General features: G+C 36.4%; 14 protein-coding genes. 3 read left to right on the plus strand and 11 right to left on the minus strand.

Annotated features, from left to right (window positions below):
- Positions 1-132: 132 nt before the first annotated feature.
- The 3 genes from ACZ9EE_RS09000 to ACZ9EE_RS09010 form a co-directional block, all read right to left on the minus strand.
- On the minus strand, positions 133-1,701 hold the full coding sequence (locus ACZ9EE_RS09000; protein WP_476026338.1) for an alpha-L-rhamnosidase-related protein: 1,569 nt from the start codon (positions 1,699-1,701) through the stop codon (positions 133-135).
- A 33-nt stretch (positions 1,702-1,734) separates the two neighbouring features.
- A complete protein-coding gene (locus ACZ9EE_RS09005; RefSeq protein WP_476026340.1) occupies positions 1,735-4,452 on the minus strand; it encodes a family 78 glycoside hydrolase catalytic domain in 2,718 nt (905 codons plus the stop codon).
- Between the two features lie 133 nt (positions 4,453-4,585).
- Positions 4,586-5,191 (minus strand): YesL family protein, encoded by a 606-nt coding sequence (locus ACZ9EE_RS09010; protein ID WP_476026342.1) that lies wholly within the window; start codon positions 5,189-5,191, stop codon positions 4,586-4,588.
- Positions 5,192-5,367: 176 nt separating this feature from the next.
- On the opposite strand from ACZ9EE_RS09010, the gene ACZ9EE_RS09015 reads away from it, so the two are divergent.
- Both ACZ9EE_RS09015 and ACZ9EE_RS09020 read left to right on the plus strand, forming a co-directional pair.
- The gene (locus ACZ9EE_RS09015) at positions 5,368-6,924 is read left to right on the plus strand and encodes a response regulator transcription factor (protein ID WP_476026344.1); all 1,557 of its coding nucleotides are present in this window, start codon (positions 5,368-5,370) and stop codon (positions 6,922-6,924) included.
- A gap of 105 nt (positions 6,925-7,029) precedes the next feature.
- Positions 7,030-8,751, plus strand: a complete 1,722-nt coding sequence (locus ACZ9EE_RS09020) for a sensor histidine kinase (protein WP_476026346.1) — start codon at positions 7,030-7,032, stop codon at positions 8,749-8,751.
- 156 nt (positions 8,752-8,907) lie between these two features.
- Here ACZ9EE_RS09020 and ACZ9EE_RS09025 read toward each other — a convergent pair whose 3' ends face one another.
- From ACZ9EE_RS09025 to ACZ9EE_RS09060, 8 genes are all read right to left on the minus strand, one after another.
- The gene (locus ACZ9EE_RS09025; RefSeq protein ID WP_476026348.1) at positions 8,908-9,807 is read right to left on the minus strand and encodes a carbohydrate ABC transporter permease; all 900 of its coding nucleotides are present in this window, start codon (positions 9,805-9,807) and stop codon (positions 8,908-8,910) included.
- Positions 9,804-10,670, minus strand: a complete 867-nt coding sequence (locus ACZ9EE_RS09030) for a carbohydrate ABC transporter permease (RefSeq protein WP_476026350.1) — start codon at positions 10,668-10,670, stop codon at positions 9,804-9,806. Before ACZ9EE_RS09030 ends, ACZ9EE_RS09025 begins: the two co-directional genes overlap by 4 nt.
- Before the next feature lie 116 nt (positions 10,671-10,786).
- A complete protein-coding gene (locus ACZ9EE_RS09035) occupies positions 10,787-12,112 on the minus strand; it encodes an ABC transporter substrate-binding protein (protein WP_476026352.1) in 1,326 nt (441 codons plus the stop codon).
- A 261-nt stretch (positions 12,113-12,373) separates the two neighbouring features.
- On the minus strand, positions 12,374-13,846 hold the full coding sequence (locus tag ACZ9EE_RS09040; RefSeq protein WP_476026354.1) for a glycoside hydrolase family 140 protein: 1,473 nt from the start codon (positions 13,844-13,846) through the stop codon (positions 12,374-12,376).
- 61 nt (positions 13,847-13,907) lie between these two features.
- Positions 13,908-15,398 (minus strand): glycerol kinase GlpK, encoded by a 1,491-nt coding sequence (gene glpK / locus ACZ9EE_RS09045; protein WP_476026356.1) that lies wholly within the window; start codon positions 15,396-15,398, stop codon positions 13,908-13,910.
- 10 nt (positions 15,399-15,408) lie between these two features.
- Positions 15,409-16,377, minus strand: a complete 969-nt coding sequence (locus tag ACZ9EE_RS09050) for a transketolase family protein (RefSeq protein ID WP_476026357.1) — start codon at positions 16,375-16,377, stop codon at positions 15,409-15,411.
- Positions 16,374-17,204 carry a transketolase gene (locus ACZ9EE_RS09055; RefSeq protein WP_476026358.1) on the minus strand — a complete coding sequence of 277 codons (831 nt, stop codon included), beginning with the start codon at positions 17,202-17,204 and terminating at the stop codon, positions 16,374-16,376. The genes ACZ9EE_RS09050 and ACZ9EE_RS09055 overlap by 4 nt, the downstream gene beginning before the upstream one ends.
- Before the next feature lie 18 nt (positions 17,205-17,222).
- Positions 17,223-18,659, minus strand: a complete 1,437-nt coding sequence (locus ACZ9EE_RS09060) for an L-fucose/L-arabinose isomerase family protein (protein WP_476026360.1) — start codon at positions 18,657-18,659, stop codon at positions 17,223-17,225.
- 398 nt (positions 18,660-19,057) lie between these two features.
- On the opposite strand from ACZ9EE_RS09060, the gene ACZ9EE_RS09065 reads away from it, so the two are divergent.
- Positions 19,058-20,116 (plus strand): LacI family DNA-binding transcriptional regulator, encoded by a 1,059-nt coding sequence (locus tag ACZ9EE_RS09065; protein WP_476026363.1) that lies wholly within the window; start codon positions 19,058-19,060, stop codon positions 20,114-20,116.
- The last annotated feature ends 90 nt before the right edge of the window (positions 20,117-20,206 follow it).

Genomic DNA, 20,206 nt, shown 5'->3' on the forward strand with positions numbered 1-20,206 from the left:
ATACTACTATCATAGGACAGAGCTTAGTAGTTCGATAGTGTCAGTTTTTTCTGATTAATGTACGCATTTTTTTGGTAAGGATTTCAGAAAAGGACAACCCCAAAAAACTACCTGATTGTCCTCTCCTACTCCTTACAGGTTATACTTGCGAATTAAATAAGTTGGTGTACAGCTCCAAGCATGGCAATAGCTATTGATTAAATGACTTCCATAAGGAGAAAAGTCTTTATTTTTTGGATCGTATAATTCCCAGAACGTATCCGCTCCATCTTGGATCATGCCGCCCCAATAGTTCTTCATTTCTGCGATTGCCAGCTCTTTTTCTCCTGAAACCAGCAAGGCTTCAATCAAATGATGATACATGTATGGCGTTGAAATTCCAACAGCTGGATTTTCAACTAAAAGACGCTTCATTAGTTTATTATTTTCTTCCTTAGTCAAAACACCTGCCAGGACCATCCAAATTTGGCTTGCCCAAGATACTTGACGGTCGGAGCCACTGATAAAAAATTGCTGTTTTTCATCCCACAAATAGGTTTTAGTAGCTTCTTCAATTTCTGCAAGACGGTCTTTCAAACTATCTTTTTCTGCTGCTTTTAATTCTTCCGTAAGACGGATTGCCTGCTTTATGGTGTAGATTAATACTGCTTGAGATGGAGCTTGTTTGTTTAACCCTTCCTGCCAATCAATAAATGACCACCAATCGGGAGTATCTTTTAAAATATTGTTTTCATCTAGTCTCTCAAGTGCAAGTTCAACTTGGCGATAGGCTGTCGGCCATAGTTTTTTCAATGTCTCTAAATCGCTTGTAGCAAAATAGTAATCATGTAATGATGCAACAAAAAACAAAGAATAGTCGAATAGATAAGTATCATCTGCAATAAGCTGCGGTACTACAAAAACATTTGCTGGAACCTTGCCTTTGTCATCTGGAACACCTGCAAAAAGGTAAAGGCATCGTTTAACAAGGTTATTGTTACTGAAAGTTTCATAGTTCGCTAGTGCTTGCAATCGTAAGTCGCCTAACCAAAGCCTGCGATCACGTTTTGGGCCGTCTTCAAAAACATCCTGCATGCAATCTGCAAGTGTTTTAATACTAATTTCATCTATTCTTTGAAGCTCCTTATCATGATGAGAAATCTTTTGAACTGCATTTATATTTGCTGATGTAACAGCCTTACATTCTACATTTTCAAAGACAATTCGATATTTAGGGGAGGTATCAATCACGTCAAACTTTACATATCTAAAGCTGTATCGACGAGGTAAGGTTATAAGAGCAGGAAATACATCAACAAAGATAGTCTCTTCCTGAAGCCACGAACTGCTAAGCCATCCGCTATAATTCTCAAACGGTTCTGCCATCTCAACTGGCATCTCCCCAATTGTGAGTTTTAGTTTGAGAGGCGCATCAGGCGGACTGCCAGCTGAACGAATCTTTATCGTTAGATACCCAACCTGATGGTCACCAAAATCCAGAACAAACGAACCATTTTTTCCATATTCAGAGTCTGCTAGAGTGGAAGCAGGTGCAACAACCTCCGGCCTCCAGCCATGAATGACTTCTGAATCGGCTTTAATTTCTACGATTGATGAAGGCTTCACAATTGTTTCATGAAGAAGTGGTTTTAATTGTTCTGCTGATTCAATTAATTTCTCATTTCTGACAATCACTTGATTTTCTAGTTTTTGAATACTCATACCGCTATCCCCTGTTCTTAAAGAGTATCAGACCTATCCTTTTGTTGCGCTATGCAAATTTGAAAGCAGATCTCCTGTTTTAAGCTGGAAGGTGTAACAACCCGACCCTACCAGATAAACTAAACCATTTGATGTGTCTGAGACCGAAATATTCTCTTCACCCGGACTGAGAGTTTGAACCGTTAACATATCTTTGCTAATATCCTTTAACCAAATCTCAGCTTTTGAGTTAACTGGTATCTCCACTTGAATTTTAGTTAGCTCTTCTTTTCTTTCCCATGAGCACGAAATCGTTCCATAAGGGGATTCTAATGAAGCTTTTGCTGATGATAGACCATAATCAGAAATATGTGGCTGGATTTTTATTGTTCTATAGCCTGCTTCTTTAAGATCAATCCCAGCTACATAGCGGTATAGCCATTCCCCTATCGCCCCATACGCGTAATGATTATAGGAATTCATATCGTCACTCCAGAAAGACCCATCTTGTTTGATACCATCCCAGTGTTCCCAAATCGTAGTGGCACCTTGTAAAACAGAAAACAACCAAGAAGGATAGCTTTCCTGTAAGAGTAAACGAAGAGCTGTTTCATGATAGCCATTTTCAGATAAAGCCATACACAAATATGGAGTTCCAACAAATCCAGTAGATAAATGATAGTTGTTATCTTTTATCAAATGGTTTAAATCAGCCGCGACTTGTTCACGAACCTTCCCATCTACGAGATTAAATACCAACGGAAGGATATGAGCTGTTTGGGTATTCGCTTTAATTTTTCCGTCAGCTGAAATAAATGTTTTTTGGAATTCCTGAATAATTCCACTCAAAAGCTGATCATATTTTCTTACATCTTCTGCAATATTTAAGACTTGTGCAGTGTCTCTTACGATTTGAGTAGAATAAGCGTAGTAGGCGGTTGCTACTAAATGTTCAGGAGTAGCTCCAAAATAAGAATCCTCTTCCGCATCAAGCGCCAGCCAGTCACCAAAGTGAAATCCAGTATTCCAAAGATATGGTTTTGCTCCCTGGGCTCGAATATAGTCAACCCAAGCTTTCATACTTTCATACTGTTCCTCAAGTAGTCTTTCATCGCCAAAGGTGCGATAAATAGTCCACGGACAAATGGTTACAGCATCTCCCCACGCTGAAGAAGTATAGTTATAATCCCCCCACATACCAGAAATGTAGTCTTCTAAAACGTCCGGGATTACAAATGGAACGGTTCCATTGGCAGTTTGATCGCTTTTTAGATCTCTAACCCATTTGGTGAAAAACGGGGCTACTTGATAGTTGTAAGCTGCTGTTCGAATAAAAATTTGCGCATCACCGGTCCATCCGAGACGCTCATCACGTTGCGGACAATCGGTTGGAACATCGACAAAGTTTCCTCTCTGTCCCCAAAGTATGTTGTTATATAATTTATTGACTTTTTCATTTGAGCTTTCAAAGTATCCTGTTCGAGGCATTTCTGAATGAATGACCTCCCCGACCAAGGTGTCTAACAATTGTTGTTCGGTTAAACCTTCTAAACCTTCTACTTTCACATAACGAAAGCCTTGGAAGGTAAAATTGGCTGCATAAGAGACAGGACCATTTCCATTAGAGATATACTCTACTTTTTGCTTAGCTTGACGTAAGTTTCCTGTGTAAAAATTTCCTTCTTTATCCAATACTTCAGCGTGATATAAAACCACTTTTTCGCCTGCGGGTATGTTAATATCCATCCGAACTCTTCCGACCATATTTTGCCCCATATCGAGGACGGTTTCGCCCTTAGGTGTCTTAATTGCCAAAATAGGAGTAATTACTTCTGTTACTTTTGTCGGCCAGTTTTCTTGAGCAACAAGTTGGTTAAATGGGAGATCACAAATTTTTGTATTTTTCCAGACAGAATCATCCTCATTGAGATCATCACTTAACTCTAATCGTGCATCGTAGGTTTCACCAGCATAAAACTCTGATAACAAAATCGGACCGGTCGACGTTTTCCATGTTGAATCAGTCACGACCACTTCTTCTGTTCCATCATCGAAAATAATGTGTAATTGCAAAAGAAGCGCTCGTTTGTTACCATAGATGTTTCTTTTTAAAAGCCAAGTTAATTCCCCTTTATACCAACCATCTGCGACCATGGCGCCAATAACAAATTCACCCGGGGATAGCATGTCCGTTATGTCATAAGTCTGATATTGGTGACGATGTTTGTAACTGGTCCAACCAGGAGCGAATAAATCATCCCCAATTTTTTCATTGTTTAGGTAAAGATCATAAAGCCCTGCAGCTGTTGCATAAATTCGAGCAGACAGGACCTTTTTTTCAATCTTAAGCGATTTACGGAATACTGATATAGGTTTTGAGTCTAACTCAAAGAAATTAGGGTCAGGAGTAATCCATTTTGCTTGCCAATTATCTGAGGACATTAACCCGGTTTCGAACCAGTGGATATTGCTCCATTCTGACTCGCGTCCATAATTGTCCCAGACACGAACACGATAATAATAACGGGTTCTTGGATTCAAATCAGGCCCTGTATATGGTAAATGAATAGATTGTTCGGATTTATTCTTTCCTGTATCCCATAATAATGAGTTCTCAAATGTCTTTTCCAATAAGGATACTTGAATTTGGTAGAATTCCTGCATCGTATTATTTCTATCAGAAGTTAATTTCCATGAAAATCTCGGATGAGAAAGATCTGTCCCCAATAAAAAATCTCTGTATTCACATGTCAGCGTTTTCAATTTTAACACGCCGCTCTACCTCCCCTTGTTTATACTCTAAGACCGTAAAAAAATCGTTATAAAGTTTATTTAAATAGGCTTTTAAGCCTCTTCTACCCACTCTAGTTATTATTTGGTTAAGTATCAATCTATATTATGGAAATCAATTTTTCTGTAAAGCTTCCAAAATGACAAATTTCTTATTGATATGCCAATAAGTAAGGAATATACAAATGCTAGAAAAAAAGAATACGAATATAACAGGAAACTTATAGGCGATAAAAAATATCATATAAATACAAATTATGTTTAATAGTGTTAAGTGAAATTTAAAAAAACTAAATTTAATAGAATTAACCAGCAACTGTTTAATTGTAAAGTAGCCGTTAACCATTAACGGAAACACATGTAAAATCGCAGCTATATAAAACACCAACATGAAGCAAAAAAATATATAAAGAGCTATACTTAGATTCGAGTGAATTTGTGTAATAATTTGAAAATCGACATAAAGTAACAAACCCAATATAATAATAAAAACGCCTACGACCATACTTTGTCTAAGATTTTCTTTAAATAATTTAAAATAGATTGAGATAATATTTGGTTCATGCTTTTTTACCCATTGTCTCGAAACCCCAAAAGCAGCCGCCAAGGCAGGAAATATGGTAATTATAGGTATACAACTAATAAGAAATAGTAGGTTTAAAAGTGTTATTTGATAAATCCAAGTACATGTCTTATATAAAAAGCCTTCTGTAGACAACATAATTGTACCCCCTTGATGAACTTAAGTTTTGGATCTTTGCATCGTAAATGAATTACCAAAATAATACCTATAAAAAAATTATAACCTATACAGCAGTGTACTTTATTTTGTCTTTTGGGTATACTTTTTTTAGATTATAATTGAATGGTAGAATTGATGCGGAAGGAGTTGATTCCATGTATACCTATATCATCGTAGACGATGAACCTCTAATTAGGAGAGGAATGTTAAAAAAATTAAAAGCGTTTTCAGAGGAAGCCCGATTTGTTGGAGAGGCGGACAATGGCGTTGATGCCCTGGAATTAATCCGCGAAGTAAATCCTGATATTATATTTACTGATATGAGAATGCCAGAAATGGATGGAAAAACTTTCTTAAAAACACTACAAAATAATTATCCTGAAAAAAAGATTATCGTCATAAGCGGCTACAGTGATTTTGAATATATGCAAGAAGCCATCTCTGCGAAGGTTGTCGGTTACTTACTAAAACCATTTAATCGGGAAGAAATCCATTCAGCCTTACAAAAAGCCATAAACTTGATTAATGAGGAACGCGCCTACCAACAAAAGCTGGAAACAACTGAGACTGAAAAGGAAGAGATAAAATACCAGTCTGACTTACAAGTTTTAAATAACGTAATCTTAGGTATCACGAAAAATTTTGAGCCAAAATCTACTATATTTCAAAATATCGATGATGGTCATCAATTTATATTGTTTTCACTTTATTCAACTAACAGTCTGGTTGACTATCTAAATGATCGGGGTTTTATTCAAAATATAAAGTCAAACGGCTTTATTAACATCCCTAATACCGGTAATAGTAATATTTATTTCTTTCTTTTTTACTATGAAAAGAATGTCAGGGATCTGCAACAATTAATCTCATTGAAATGTAATTTGCTTTACGAAGGCATTAGCAGCAGAATCCCTAAAGATTCTATATATATAGGAATCAGCAAAACAATAAAAACTTTATTACAGCTAAATGAGGCATATACGGAAACCATCTCTGCATTAAATAATAGAGTTGCTACAGATAGTAACAACATATTGTTTTATAAGGAAGGGCAAACAACATTTGATATTCCAAATTGGGAAAAAACCGATGAATTGCTTTTTCACATTGAGTCAGGCCACTACGACAAGGTTCTTGAATTAACTACCGACTACTTTAACTTTATATGCGAAATACCGTCCTTGACTATTTTAACTCTAAAAATTTTATGTAATGATATCATCCATGAAGTAAGAAATATGCTCTCAAACTACTTTGACACGATCACAAAAGATTCTCATTCATCCAGTTTTGATTCGATGCTTGATACAGCATTTGACATAGAATCGATTAAATCATACTTTTTTCAAGTTTTACCTAGCTTAACAGAGGTTTTTAAAGAAAAGAATATTTATGGATCGGAAAACCTGATTGAAAATATAAAAACGTATATTACGAAAAACTATAACAAGGAAATAACGCTTAATAAAATTTCTACCCTGTTCTATATCAATCCAAGCTATTGCAGTTATTTATTTAAAGAAAAAACCGGTGAAAATTTCAATGATTACATTAATAGAATAAGAATTGAAAAAGCAAAGCTCCTGTTAAAAGGTTCATCGGATAAAGTTTATAAAATAGCTAAATCATTAGGTTATGATAACACAAAATATTTTTTCAGAGTGTTTAAGAAGGTGACCGGTTATACCCCGGAAGAATATAGAATGATGTAAAGGAGATAGCCTAAATATTGGCTATTCCTTTTTTAATTCTGCTATTATTTTTATAAAATAATTAATGTATACTTTTATAAAGGTTTATTTTTATGGAGGCAAACGATGAAATCACTTCCCACTCGAACAAAAATGTTCCTAGTGTTTATTGTAATTTCTATTATTCCCATCATCATCGTCACAATTAATTCCTATAGAAGCTATACTAAACTAGTGAATCAACAAGTATCTGTTGTTACATCGAATACAATAAGTAATTCATTAGAAAAAATAGATAGAATCTACCAAAATATCAACCGTATAACATTAACATTTCAGCAATTTTCAACCGTTCCTGGTGCCCCCACAGTGGCTGATCAACTGTACAAATTGATTAACAATAAAAACGCGGGACCATATGATCTATATCTTGCCAGAAGGGACATGCAATTCTTTTTTAATAACTTGATTTTAAGCAACGATTATATCAACGGTATCTATCTATTCCTTCCTGATGGCAAATCGATCAGTTACACGAACAACAATACAGATCTTCAGTATGGCTATGTAGCTACTAATGATGATTGGTATAAAGAAACACTTAGTAAGAAAGGTGACCTTTATGTTGGTCATGTCTCTACAAAGCCTTTCATTATTAATGCCCAGCCCTCCGTCACATTTGCACGTGCAATTTACGATTTTAATTCACATAAATTAATTGGAGTTTTAATGTTGGATTGTGATATTAAAATTTTTCAGGCTCTTGATAACGATATTATTCCAAATATGACATATGTTTACTTGGTTAATAGCAAAGGAAATATCCTTTATGACAATCCAATGAGCAAAATTGGACAAACGCTTCCAAAGTACTACCAAAGTAAACTTTCAAGTGGTGTTAATCAGGAGGTAAAAAATGGTCATTTAACGGTGATTAAACCATTCCCTGACAACAATTGGAGTATCGTAGCATCCATTCCCGTTAATGAGTTATATAAGCCGTACAACCTTTCGGAAAAATTGATCATTTACATTTCCATAACATGTGCCGTTATCTTTATTCTGCTTTCCTTAGTCCTATCAAATCAACTTACAAGACCCACGATCGAGTTAAGTAAAATTATGCGGACTAATAAACAACTGAAACCCATTTCTAATGACAAATACCTAAAACGCCAAGATGAAGTCGGAATTCTTTATACTGAATATAATAATATGATTGAAGAGATTCACAGATATATAAAAGAAAGTTTCGAAAATAAATTGATTACGTTAGACTCACAAATGAAATCATTAGAGGCACAAATTAATTCGCATTTTTTATATAACACGTTGGAATCGATTAATAGTATTGCTGAAATTGAAGAAATAGAAAGTATATCCATCATGACTAAAGCTTTGGGGGATATGTTCAGATATAGTATCAAAACAGAAAGTGAATTAGTTCGTTTAAGCGATGAAATTGAACATGTGAAAAATTATATAACGATTCAAAACATAAGATATGATAATAGCATTGATTTTAAACTTGAAATACCGAACGAAATTTCTTCATGCCGCATTCTAAAATTAATACTTCAGCCTATTATTGAAAATTCCATTCTTCACGGACTCGAAAAGAAAAGAATGAAAGGATACGTTAAGTTAAAGGCCTATGAGACTAGCCAAAATCGAATTGTTTTTGAAATTTCAGATAACGGCATAGGTATCGATAGGGACAGGCTAGATAAAATTAGACACTTCTTACAAGAACAACCTGAATTTAAGGAGCTCGGAAAACGGAGTAAACAAAGTATTGGTCTTAAAAATGTGCATTCTAGAATTGCGCTTTATTATGGGCTAGAGTAGGGGTTAAATGTTGAAAGTGAACCGAATAAAGGAACAACAATTAAAATATGTGTTCCTAAGATCGCATAAATCGAATATAAAAAAACGGACCACTTTGAAATATGGTCCGTTTTCCTTTTTGAGAAAACAATATGGAATCCTTCTCATTTGGCCTAATCAACCCTTTACAGAACCTACAGCTAAACCTTTGATAAAGAACTTTTGCAAAAAAGCAAAAATAACCAAAAGTGGTAAAGCGCAAAGAAAACATGCTGCGAAGAGAACGTTCCATGCGGTTGGGTTTGTTTGGTCACCCATAAAGCCGAGCATGGCAAGAGGTAATGGCGTTAAATCTGCTTTGTTGATAAAAATCATGTTGAAAAAATAATCATTCCAAATCCATACTCCCTGTGTAATTACTACAGAAACCGTAACAGGTATTAACAGTGGAAATACAATTTGCCAGAACCTTCGAAATAAACCCGCTCCATCTAGTAAAGCTGACTCTTCTATTTCAATTGGTACACTGCTTTTAATAAAGCCTGAGTATAAAAATGAAGAAAAAGGGATACTACAAGTAATAAACATGATGATCGATGTTAGCTGTCCACTAGGAATATTTAATGCATTGAATGTTTTAACTATTGGAATGATAACCATCTGACTCGGTACAACGAGCCCAGCAAGAAAAAAGATATATAAAAACTTACTTAACCGAGTATTCATTCTTGCAATTGGATATGCAGCCATAGATGTAAAAATCACAACTACAAGAACGGACACTCCCGTTAACAACACGCTATTCATCAAAGCTTGAAGAAAGTGCATGCGCTCAAAAGCTATCTTGTAACTTTCCAAGCTAAATTGTGTAAATAAATTTAATGGATTCGTCATATTATCTGGCGTTCGCAATGAACTTGAAAGAGCAATTAAAAGTGGCAATAAATTTATTAACATTAAGATGGTTATTCCTAAATGGTAACAAGTTTGTTTGACTAATGACTTCCTTTTCTTAGCATCATTCTGTTTAATGCCTATATCATAAGATGTACGTTGAACAACTAACTTACTCATCATACATTTACCTCCCTCTTATTTAATTTCGTCACGAGGAATACTGTAACGGCTATTATAATGGCAAAGGAAACTACCGCCAATGCTGCAGCTTTACCATACTGACCTTCTGTAAATGCCATTCTAAAAATATCGTAAACCAATGTACTTGTAGATCTGCCTGGGCCACCATTTGTCATAATAAAAGAATAATCGAAAGCTTTAAGACCATTGATGATACTTAATGTAACGTTGATTGTAATAGATGTAGCTAATAACGGCAGACGAACAAACCTTGTTAATTGCCAGCCATTAGCACCGTCAATTTTTCCTGCTTCCATCAATTCTTGGGGAACAGTCTGCAACCCCGCAAGGAAAATTATAGTACTAGTTCCAACTGTTTTCCAAATATCAACGGCGGTAATACCATATAGAGCAGACTTATAATTACCAAGAATGTTCAAATTTTCACTGTGGATGCCAAACCAAGATAGTACTGTAGGAAGCAATCCAGAATCAGGCATGTAAACATATGACCAGATATAACCCACAACAATTGTACTAAACAATGTAGGTATATAAGCTACTGTACGATAAAAACCTAATCCTTTAATCTTTGAGTCCAAAACAAAAGCTAGACATAGTGCAATAATATTGCCGAGGACTGTTGAGAGCAAAGTATAAATCAAAGTATTTGATATAGATGAGCCTGCAACCCCTTCCTGGAATATTTTCATATAGTTATTCAGACCAACAAAATTTAAATTTTGCTGTACCCCATTGTAATCTGTAAAACTATATTGAAAAAGTCTTAAAATGGGAAAGATCCAAAATGTCAAATATACAATCAATGCAGGCAAAACAAACAAATACATTGATTTCTTCATGACTGTAGAATTCATGGTATCTTATTCCTTTCCAAAATTTACTTAAGGTGGGGAAACACCCCCACCTCAATTTGCTTTATTTTTCAAACTGGAATAATTCAGTTGTTTCGTTCTTTTTACTTTTTCCAAAGTTCGTCGAATTTGTCCTGCATAGCTTTTGTTACGTCTTTTGGCGTTGTTGCTTGTCCACCGATAATCTCAGCAAATTTTGCTTCTAATGTTGCATCCACACCGCTTGGCCACATTTGGTTAGCGAAATAGATGGCGTTACCAGTGCTTGTATATTGATCGTAGGCATCTTTATATAATTCGTTAGTTAATGGAACTCCGTTATATGCAACGATAGAAGACGAAGTTCTTACCCATTCTTTAAATAAGTCAGACTTACCATCAAACCAATAATTCAGGATTTGTTTTACAGCTTCGACATTTTCGGATTTTGCATTAACTGCCCAACCAGCTGCAGTAGCTGCTGCTTGATATACAGGTTGTCCTTTTTCATTAGCAGGTAGTGGGAAGAAACCACGTTCAAAATCTGTTGCACCTTTAGCTGTTAGTGGGGAATAGTCCCAAGTACCGTCTAATGTCATAGCAGCTTTACCATCGATAAACATTTGAATTGCCTGTGGTCCGCCTAGCCCAAGAGTATTCTTTGCAATGTACCCTTTTTTGTACAATTCTTGGTACATTGAAACAGCTTTTTGCCATTTTGGACCGTTAAGTGATTCTTTTCCATTTTGAAGTTTAGTATCAAATTCTTTGTCTTCCGCGTAAACAGTATTTGCTGCAATTTGATATAAACCAAACTGGATCACCCAAGGATCTTTATCTCCCATCACAATAGGAGTGATACCTGCATCTTTTAATTTTTGGCAATCAGCAAGGAATGTTTCCCAATCTTTTGGTAGCTCAGTAATACCAACCTTTTGGAACAAGTCCTTATTATAATAAGTCCCCAACATATCGAACCCTTTAGTGATTCCATAAACTTTTCCATTATACGACATATCATCTCTTACTGACTGAGAAAGATTATTCATAAATGACAGATCCGAAAGATCAGCTAGATATCCACCTTTTCCAAGGTCCATAACGCTTGCAGCGTTTGCCATTCTCGGCCATACTCGGAAGATATCAGGTGCTTGATTTACAGCTAGTTTTGTCTTGATTGAAGTTGTATATTGATCATCAGGAAGCTTTTGTACCTCTAATGTAATGTTCGGGAATTTTTTATGGACTAATTTTGGTAAAATGTCCACTTCAAAGTCTTGACCTGAGGCCGCTTTATTACCAGAAACCAGCATGGTTATGGTAACATTTTTTAAGTTTGATGAACTGCTACTTTTTGAATCGCTCGAGCTTGAGCTTGAACATCCAGCTAAAAGAGCGATACTTAGTATCATAACTAAGGTAACAGATAGAAACGCTTTCAATTTTTTCAATTAAATTCACCCCACGAATTAATTTCTTTTATGTTAATGGCCATTTATTACTTGTGCACATCTTGATTGTATCGTAATTCATGGTACATTAAATTTAGCAATTAAGGTGCACAATTTTTAGATTTTTTTAACTTTCAAAACAAAATGTTTTACCGTAATCCAGTTGATAGACTTTTAAAGATATGAAAAATACCACAGTCCCAAAGACTGTGGTATTTTTTGAACAATGATTTAAGTGTTCCATATTTGGTCTAATTTAAATCACCACATAAAAGTTTTCTTGATTTCAGGCGGTATAGGCATTTCTCCATAATTTTTTGCTGTGCCAGGAATTGTTGAGCGATTATTTCTGTTCTCTATCACACATACCCAATCCTGCTCAGATCCACAAGTAGGCGTAATTATTTTTAAAACGCCTCGCTTTTCAACATCTAAACTGATTGCTTTATCTGTTATCACATTCTCCTGTTTATAGCATTGTCCATCTCTGGGATTAAACCACCAAATTTGTAGTTGATCTATATTCAATCTACTTAAATCTATAGTTTCTTGGCCACCTGATGGGAAGTATAGACAAGCAAATTTCCCTTCCTTTTCTACACAGGCTTGTATGTGTTCATCGATAACATCTTCCATCTTATCATTCTGTTCAATTAGTAATTCCTGACACGGAACACACTGACTCAAATCTCTAGATTCCAAAAAATCACGCAGGATCTTCATCTGCCATGCGCCAGGTTGGTCTAAAGCTTCAAACCAAGAATACTTTCTGAAACTGTCTCTTTCCTTTTCTGAAATCATCCAACACACGGATGGATGTCCATATGTATGACCAAAGGACCCTGCAAATAAACTCCAATAAGCACGTTTCCTCACCATCCATCCATCGTGGAAATCAGTTCCGATTGGCCATGATGTCGGCATATGTTCATATGCGGGTTCACCATCAAAAACAGGCATCGGATGTTTTCTATTGTAATCATTTTCCACCAATTCATAGTTTTTAGGTGTTAACCCATGACCAGATTGAATCATAATAAATGAAATCCATGCCTCATCATCAGTCCAATAGGACATGGTTGAGCATTCCCCTGTCTCTGCTTCATGGCATGCATGATAAGTTATCAAAAGCTGCTGCCAATCAGTATCTTTAACGTTATATGAAAGTTCCTTATCTAGAACCCCTTTTGCAAGCCCTTCCGCCATATTGCGCCAAACATCCTTGTAATCTACCCCTAGATGAATGGGCTGCCTGTCTCCGCCTAAACACCAAATGATATTGGTTCTATCTTTATAGCGATTACCAATCCATTTTCCGTATTGAAAGGCATTATCTTTAGTAACAATTTTTTCTGAAAACTCACCCATCCAGTTATGACCTACTACAAGTTCTCCCCATACAGGAAGTAAAAGTACATAAAATCCATATTCTTCTGCTTTGTCTATTATCCAGTCCAAATACTCAAAATATTTTTCATTCGAAGTGTTCAAATTATCATTTAATAGAGCCTTTTCTCCGGCAGGATTTCTCATTTCCTTGTCCTGCTCCGGGTCGAGTGCTACAATCTGTAATACAGTAAATCCTTGTGATTTTCGCTTTTGCATCAAATATTCTGCATCGTCCCATTTTAATCTATGTGCGATTGTCCAATTCGTATCTGCCAACCAGATAAATGGTTTCCCGTCCTGATGCGTAAAAAATCTTCTATTTTCTGAGATTTTTAGTCTATCCATTTTTTCTCCTTTTTTAAATGAAATAAATAGTTAGTTCTGATACTAGAAACAGATCTGCATATTAACATACTAAAATACCATTTACCGACTGTTTCCATCCTTGATAATATTTATCTCTGACATCACTAGTCATTAGAGGTTTATACAATTCGTGTTCCTGATTTAGTTGATTTATTTCGTCTGTCGATTTCCAAATTCCTACACCTAAACCAGCTAAATAAACGGAACCCATCGAAGATAATTCAGCCACTTCTGAAGCGATCACATTGATATCCAACATATCAGCTTGGTATTGCATTAAGAAACGATTGCTTGTTGCTCCACCATCCACTTTTACGTTCTTTATTTGAATATTCGATTCGGATTGCATCAGTTCAATAACATCCTTAACCTGATAAGCGATACTTTCCAAGGCCGCACGTACAATGTGAGGTTTCCCCGTATTTCGGCTTATTCCCATAATGGCAGCACGAGTGAAAGGTTTCCAATATGGAGCTCCCAAACCTACAAAAGCTGGTACAAGATAGACACCTTGATTATCTGAAATCGAACTCGCTAACTGCTCTGCCTCACCAATTTCATCAATTAATTCAAGCTGCTCCTTTAGCCATTTTATCGTATCACCGGTACTATTAATTATCCCTTCCAGCGCATAGCTCACTTTTCCATTCATTCCCCATGCAATCGAAGTGACTAAACCATTGGTACCATCTACCATTTCTCCAGTTTGCATAAGAATAGAAGTACCTGTTCCATATGTTGCTTTCGCCATTCCAGGCTCAAAACATTTCTGTCCAAATAATGCACCTTGCGAATCTCCAATTACACCCGAGATAGGAAGTTGTGAAAATGGAAGAGATGGATCCTCCGTTATACCAAATAGATCATTAGAATCTTTTACTTCAGGAAGCATTTCCCTTGGGATGTCAAATATGTTTAACAACTCATCATCCCACTGAAGGGTATGGATGTTAAAAAGAAGCGTCCTGCTTGCATTGGAATAATCTGTCGCATGAACCTTTCCGCTGGTTAATTTCCAAATGAGCCAGCTATCAATCGTTCCTAATAGTAGCTTTCCTTCTCTTGCTCTATCTTTAACGCCCTCTACATGATCCAAGATCCATTTTACCTTGGATGCAGAAAAATATGGATCTGCCTTTAATCCGGTTTTTGATTGTATAAGAGTTTCATATCCTTGTTCTTTCAGCTCTTCGCACATATCTGATGTTCTTCGGCATTGCCAAACGATGGCATTGTAAACCGGAATTCCAGTTTCTTTATCCCAAACTACTACGGTCTCTCTTTGATTCGTTATCGCCAATACAGCCAACTTATCTTCTGAAACAGAAGTGGTTTGAACCACCTCTGTTAAAAGAGTTGTAACATTATCATAGATTTCAACCGGATCATGCTCTACCCATCCTGTTTGAGGATAGTGCTGCGTATGACTTGCAGAACATTTGTGAATGATTTGCCCCTTTGAATTAACAAGCAAAACTTTTGTTCCTGACGTGCTTTGATCAATTCCAAGGATATATTGCTCGTGAGACATTAGGAACACCTCATCCTATATTCACCATTTGCGTTGCAGCCTTCTTGACATTATCAACACTTAATCCGTAGTACTCGAATACTTCAGCTGTTTTTCCAGCTATAGCAGGTTCGTCTGGAAGGCCAATAATCTTAACAGGAACCGGATGACTTTGTGAAACAACTTCAGCTACAGCTGAACCTAAACCGCCATAAATACTATGCTCTTCAATTGTGATAATTTTTCCTGTTTCCTCAGCAGCTTTCAAAATAGCTTCTTTATCTAACGGTTTGATTGTATGCATATTAATGACTCTACAATCAATGCCTTCCGTTTGAAGTGCCTCCGCGGAATCCAAAGCGATTCTGACTGTCTCCCCTGTTGCAATAATCGTAATATCTGTGCCATCTTTCATCGTAACAGCTTTACCGATTTGGAAATCATAGTCTTCAGAAACATATGAATCTTCTACAGGATTGCGGCCAATACGAAGATAGACCGGTCGATCATACTCAACTAATGCTTCGATCATTTTCTTCGCCTCATGACGATCTGCAGGCATCATTACATCCAGACCAGGAATCACACGGGTTACGGCAAGATCCTGCAAAGAATGGTGAGACATACCAAGTGCTCCATAACTAACGCCGCCGCTTATGCCGATTAATTTAACATTAGTATTGGAATACGCGACATCTACCTTAATTTGTTCAATACTTCTCATGCTTAAAAAACAAGCAGGTGAGGCAACAAATGGTTTTTTACCAGAAGCAGCCAAGCCTGAAGCAACCCCGACGAGGTTTTGTTCTGCAATCCCAACCTCAACAATTTGATCTGGTAAATCCTTGCCAAAATTCACAAGTGATGCCGATCCTCTTGAATCACTAGTTAAGACTAAAATATCTTTATTTTCTTTCGCTAAGTCTAGTAAAACCTCACTGATCACTTGACGATTGGCAATCTTATTTCCTTTTGTACTATTTAGAGCAGCGATACTCATTGTAGCACCTCCAATTGCTTAGTAAGTTCTTCGATTGCTAATGCATAATCTTCCTTACTCGGTACATGATGATGCCATTTTGCAACATTTTCAGCAAATGAAATTCCCTTTCCCTTGACTGTATTGGCAACAATGAGAGTTGGTTTTCCAGTAACTTTTGGAGCTCCCTCCAACACATTCACCAATTGCTCGATGTCATTTCCATCAATCTCAACAACTTCCCAGCCAAACGCTCTCCACTTATCCCCGAATGGTTCAAGGGACATAACATCTTCTGTACTTCCTGTGATTTGTAATCTATTGCGATCAATGATGGCTACTAAATTATCGAGCTTGTAATGTGAAGCGGCCATAGCCCCTTCCCAAACTGATCCCTCTGCCTGTTCGCCGTCTCCCATTAAGGTAAAGACGCGATAGGATTTTCCATCCATTTTGGCAGCCAGGGCCATGCCAACAGAGATCGGCAGCCCATGTCCTAAGGAACCTGTATTCATTTCCACACCAGGGACTTTATTATTCGGGTGGCCAATTAATCTAGTATTAAATTGCGAGAATGTCTTTAATTCTTCTTTCGGAAAAAATCCCTTGTCTGCTAAAATCGCCCAGTACGACTCAACCGCATGCCCTTTACTTTGGACATAACGATCACGATCTTCCCATTTCGGATTTTTTGAATCAACATTCATAATATGATAGTAAAGGACCGTTAAGATATCGGTGTTGGATAGAGAGCCGCCTGTATGACCCGTACCCGCTTCATAAATCATTTTTAGCAATTCCATTCGAATTTCTGTTGCTTTCCGTTTTAAAAATTCAATTTTATTCATTCTTCTTACCTCCCCGCTTTATCTATTAAGATCACTGCCTCGAAGCCATGCTCTGATTTCATCTACAGTTGGATCTACTGGATCAGGATTCAACCCTGGGATATATTCGCATGCCTCGAACAGGGCTGGAATTACATTGGCATGGACACCTACTGAATGGTGAATATAAGGACCTTTTACCAGCTTTTCTTCCCATAATGGCCAGTCATTTACTTCTACCCATACATACGATCCTCTCGTAAATGGCCCTTCGATGCCTTTTGCTTTTCCAAGGAAGATCGAATATTCACCATGATCTCCATCAAAACGAGCAAGCGTCATTTCTCCACCCTTAATTTCCCCTTCATGTGTGCCAGGAGAATGATCATCAAATAAGAAGTGTTTATTTAACTTTGGCTTTTCTTCGACACTTAACGATACTGGGAAATTTCCACAGTGGAATAATAATTCGCCATTCGGATTTTCAGGATGACGTACGGTAATATCAGCAAAGAAAGTTGGCTGAGTATTCATTGTTGCCGCTTGAACCATAATAGAGGTAATCGCTCCATGTATGTCTGTTTCACAAGTGACCGGGATCTGTTCGTCTGTCAGAATTGCATTGGCTAGACATGGCATGATGCCAATAATATCCTGTAAGGTTGACCAGCATTGAATCGCAATCGCTGTACTTCTTGTATCGGCAGCCAGTTGTTTCATTGCCACTTTTAAGGAAGCGATCCGTCGAACATCCTGTTCTGTAACTCCACTCCAGTCGAGCTTTTCCTTGATATAGCCCATTGCCTCATCTAATTCTGGACTATCAGACTTTTCGATTTTCAACGTTACTTTCTTCAACTCTTCAAGCGTAATCGGGTGAATCTGGATTCCAAATGTCTCCAATAATTCGCCTTCATTGCAGATAACTGACCAAAAATCAGATGGTCTAGTTGAAATTTGCAAGATTCGTAGATTATTAAACTGCTTTACCACATTCGCTGCAGCAATGAAGTTCTTAAATCCACGTTCAAACACAGGACTATCAACAGCACTGTTGGTGATATATGTAAATTTGACATTAAATCTTCTCAGAACTTTACCTGTTGCAAAAATTCCGCATTGTGTATCACGAAGACGCATCCCATCTTCCAATGGAGCTTCGTCTCGCGGGCCCCAAAGCAGTACCGGTTTCCCCATGGCCTTGGCAACACGGGCAACGATATCTTCAGTACCAAAGTTACAGTGAGGGAAAAATAATGCATCTACTTCCGCATCTCTAAATCGCTTAATAATCGCTGGTTCTTCTAAACGTTCATGAAGCAGCCCTTCTTCACTGATCCCTTCCAAATCAACAATTTCAAGGCCTAAGCCAAAGCTCTCTATTTTTTCTCTAATTAATTGTTTGAACTTTAAAGCATCTTCCTTACTAAATACAAATCTTCTTGTTGGAGCAAATCCAAGCCTTAATTTTTTCATTTTTCTGTGCCTCCCAAGCAATTTTCAAAATATAAATTGATACATCAAATAATAAAACGCATACATAAATATTGTTTTAAAAACTAAAAATTTTAGTTTACCTCTAAACCCTTGAACCAATAATAGCAACTAATAAATTATCAGTCAATTAATTTTATAAAATATTTTAGTTTTTTACCTGTTTATTTATATAATTTTTAGTGTTTTTATAGGTATTTCTATAAAAAAATACTAATTATCCTTTATCTAATTCACAAAAGATCACCTTTTATCTAAACAATAACTAAAAAACGACTAAACTAAAACTAAAATAACTTGTTATATGCTATAATAAAATAAACAAAAAGTTTAACTAACAAAATGATCTTTTTATCTCTTAGGCAGGTGTTAATCCATTTATGAAAATAGATGATATTGCAAAATTAGCTAATGTTTCGAAATCCGCTGTTTCTCTTGCGTTGAATGGAAAAAATGGTGTAAGCCAAAAAACACGCGAGAAGGTCTTGCGAATCGCTCAGGAACATGGATATATTCCACGCCCCATCATTAAAGCTGATCAATTTTTTCAGCCAAATACTAAATTATTGAGATTTGTGGCAATCACGAATGCAGGTATTGTAACAGAGCAATATGAATCTCTTCCTTTTTTCACCGATTTAATCCATAATCTGGACAAACAAATCGGTACCAGCGGATATTCACTTATGGTTTCCTCAATCAGCATAGAGAACCTCCAGGATGAAATAACCCGGCTAGAACAAGAACAAAGGTCTGCAGGTATATTATTGCTAGGTACAAACTTAACACCAGAGCAAATTAATCTAGTTGCAAGTGTACAGCCTAATATGGTTGTTTTGGATACCTGTTTTGAAACGTTGGACGTAAGCTTTGTCGTCATGAACAACGTATATGGTGCTTACCAGGCAGGACAATATTTAATGGAGTTAGGACATGAGCAAATTGGTTATGTAGGGTCAAATACAAGGATGTATAATTTTGACATGAGAAAAAAAGGCTTTATACAGGCACTTAGTGAAAATGGTTTGACAATTGATGAAACCAATTTCTTTTCAGTATCCCCGACAGTGATTTCATCTCAGGATGTATTTAAAGAGAAAATCAAAAACCGGTTAAACCAATTACCTTCAGCCTTATTTTGTGAAGCTGATTATATGGCCATTAGCGTGATAAAGTCGCTTACTGAATTAGGCATTAAAGTTCCGGATGATGTATCCGTGATTGGCTTTGATAACATTTTCGAATCCCAGGTGATAACGCCTGAATTAACGACAATCCATGTTAAAAAAGACAGGATTGCCTTACTTGCAGTTGAAAAATTAATTAAACAGATTGAAAATAATGACACTGATAAAATTAAATTATTTGTGGATACAGAACTTATTGAGAGGAAATCATGTGTAGTATTCACACCAATGGAAAACGAAATAAAAGCGTAAAATAAAAAAACTTAGTTCGGTATCCACCAAACTAAGTTTTTTATATGGATAAAATAACTTGACTGCAATGAATTAATAATTACTTTACTG

The organism is Bacillus sp. URHA0034, from assembly GCF_056280405.1.

Bases quoted from the DNA above. Each gene is read 5' to 3' on its own strand.
- ACZ9EE_RS09040 (WP_476026354.1), bottom strand. From the start codon at position 13,846: ATGGATAGACTAAAAATCTCAGAAAATAGAAGATTTTTTACGCATCAG.
- ACZ9EE_RS09000 (WP_476026338.1), bottom strand. From the start codon at position 1,701: ATGAGTATTCAAAAACTAGAAAATCAAGTGATTGTCAGAAATGAGAAA.
- ACZ9EE_RS09025 (WP_476026348.1), bottom strand. From the start codon at position 9,807: ATGATGAGTAAGTTAGTTGTTCAACGTACATCTTATGATATAGGCATT.
- ACZ9EE_RS09060 (WP_476026360.1), bottom strand. From the start codon at position 18,659: ATGAAAAAATTAAGGCTTGGATTTGCTCCAACAAGAAGATTTGTATTT.
- ACZ9EE_RS09015 (WP_476026344.1), top strand. From the start codon at position 5,368: ATGTATACCTATATCATCGTAGACGATGAACCTCTAATTAGGAGAGGA.
- ACZ9EE_RS09030 (WP_476026350.1), bottom strand. From the start codon at position 10,670: ATGAAGAAATCAATGTATTTGTTTGTTTTGCCTGCATTGATTGTATAT.
- ACZ9EE_RS09020 (WP_476026346.1), top strand. From the start codon at position 7,030: ATGAAATCACTTCCCACTCGAACAAAAATGTTCCTAGTGTTTATTGTA.
- glpK (WP_476026356.1), bottom strand. From the start codon at position 15,398: ATGTCTCACGAGCAATATATCCTTGGAATTGATCAAAGCACGTCAGGA.
- ACZ9EE_RS09065 (WP_476026363.1), top strand. From the start codon at position 19,058: ATGAAAATAGATGATATTGCAAAATTAGCTAATGTTTCGAAATCCGCT.
- ACZ9EE_RS09050 (WP_476026357.1), bottom strand. From the start codon at position 16,377: ATGAGTATCGCTGCTCTAAATAGTACAAAAGGAAATAAGATTGCCAAT.
- ACZ9EE_RS09055 (WP_476026358.1), bottom strand. From the start codon at position 17,204: ATGAATAAAATTGAATTTTTAAAACGGAAAGCAACAGAAATTCGAATG.
- ACZ9EE_RS09010 (WP_476026342.1), bottom strand. From the start codon at position 5,191: ATGTTGTCTACAGAAGGCTTTTTATATAAGACATGTACTTGGATTTAT.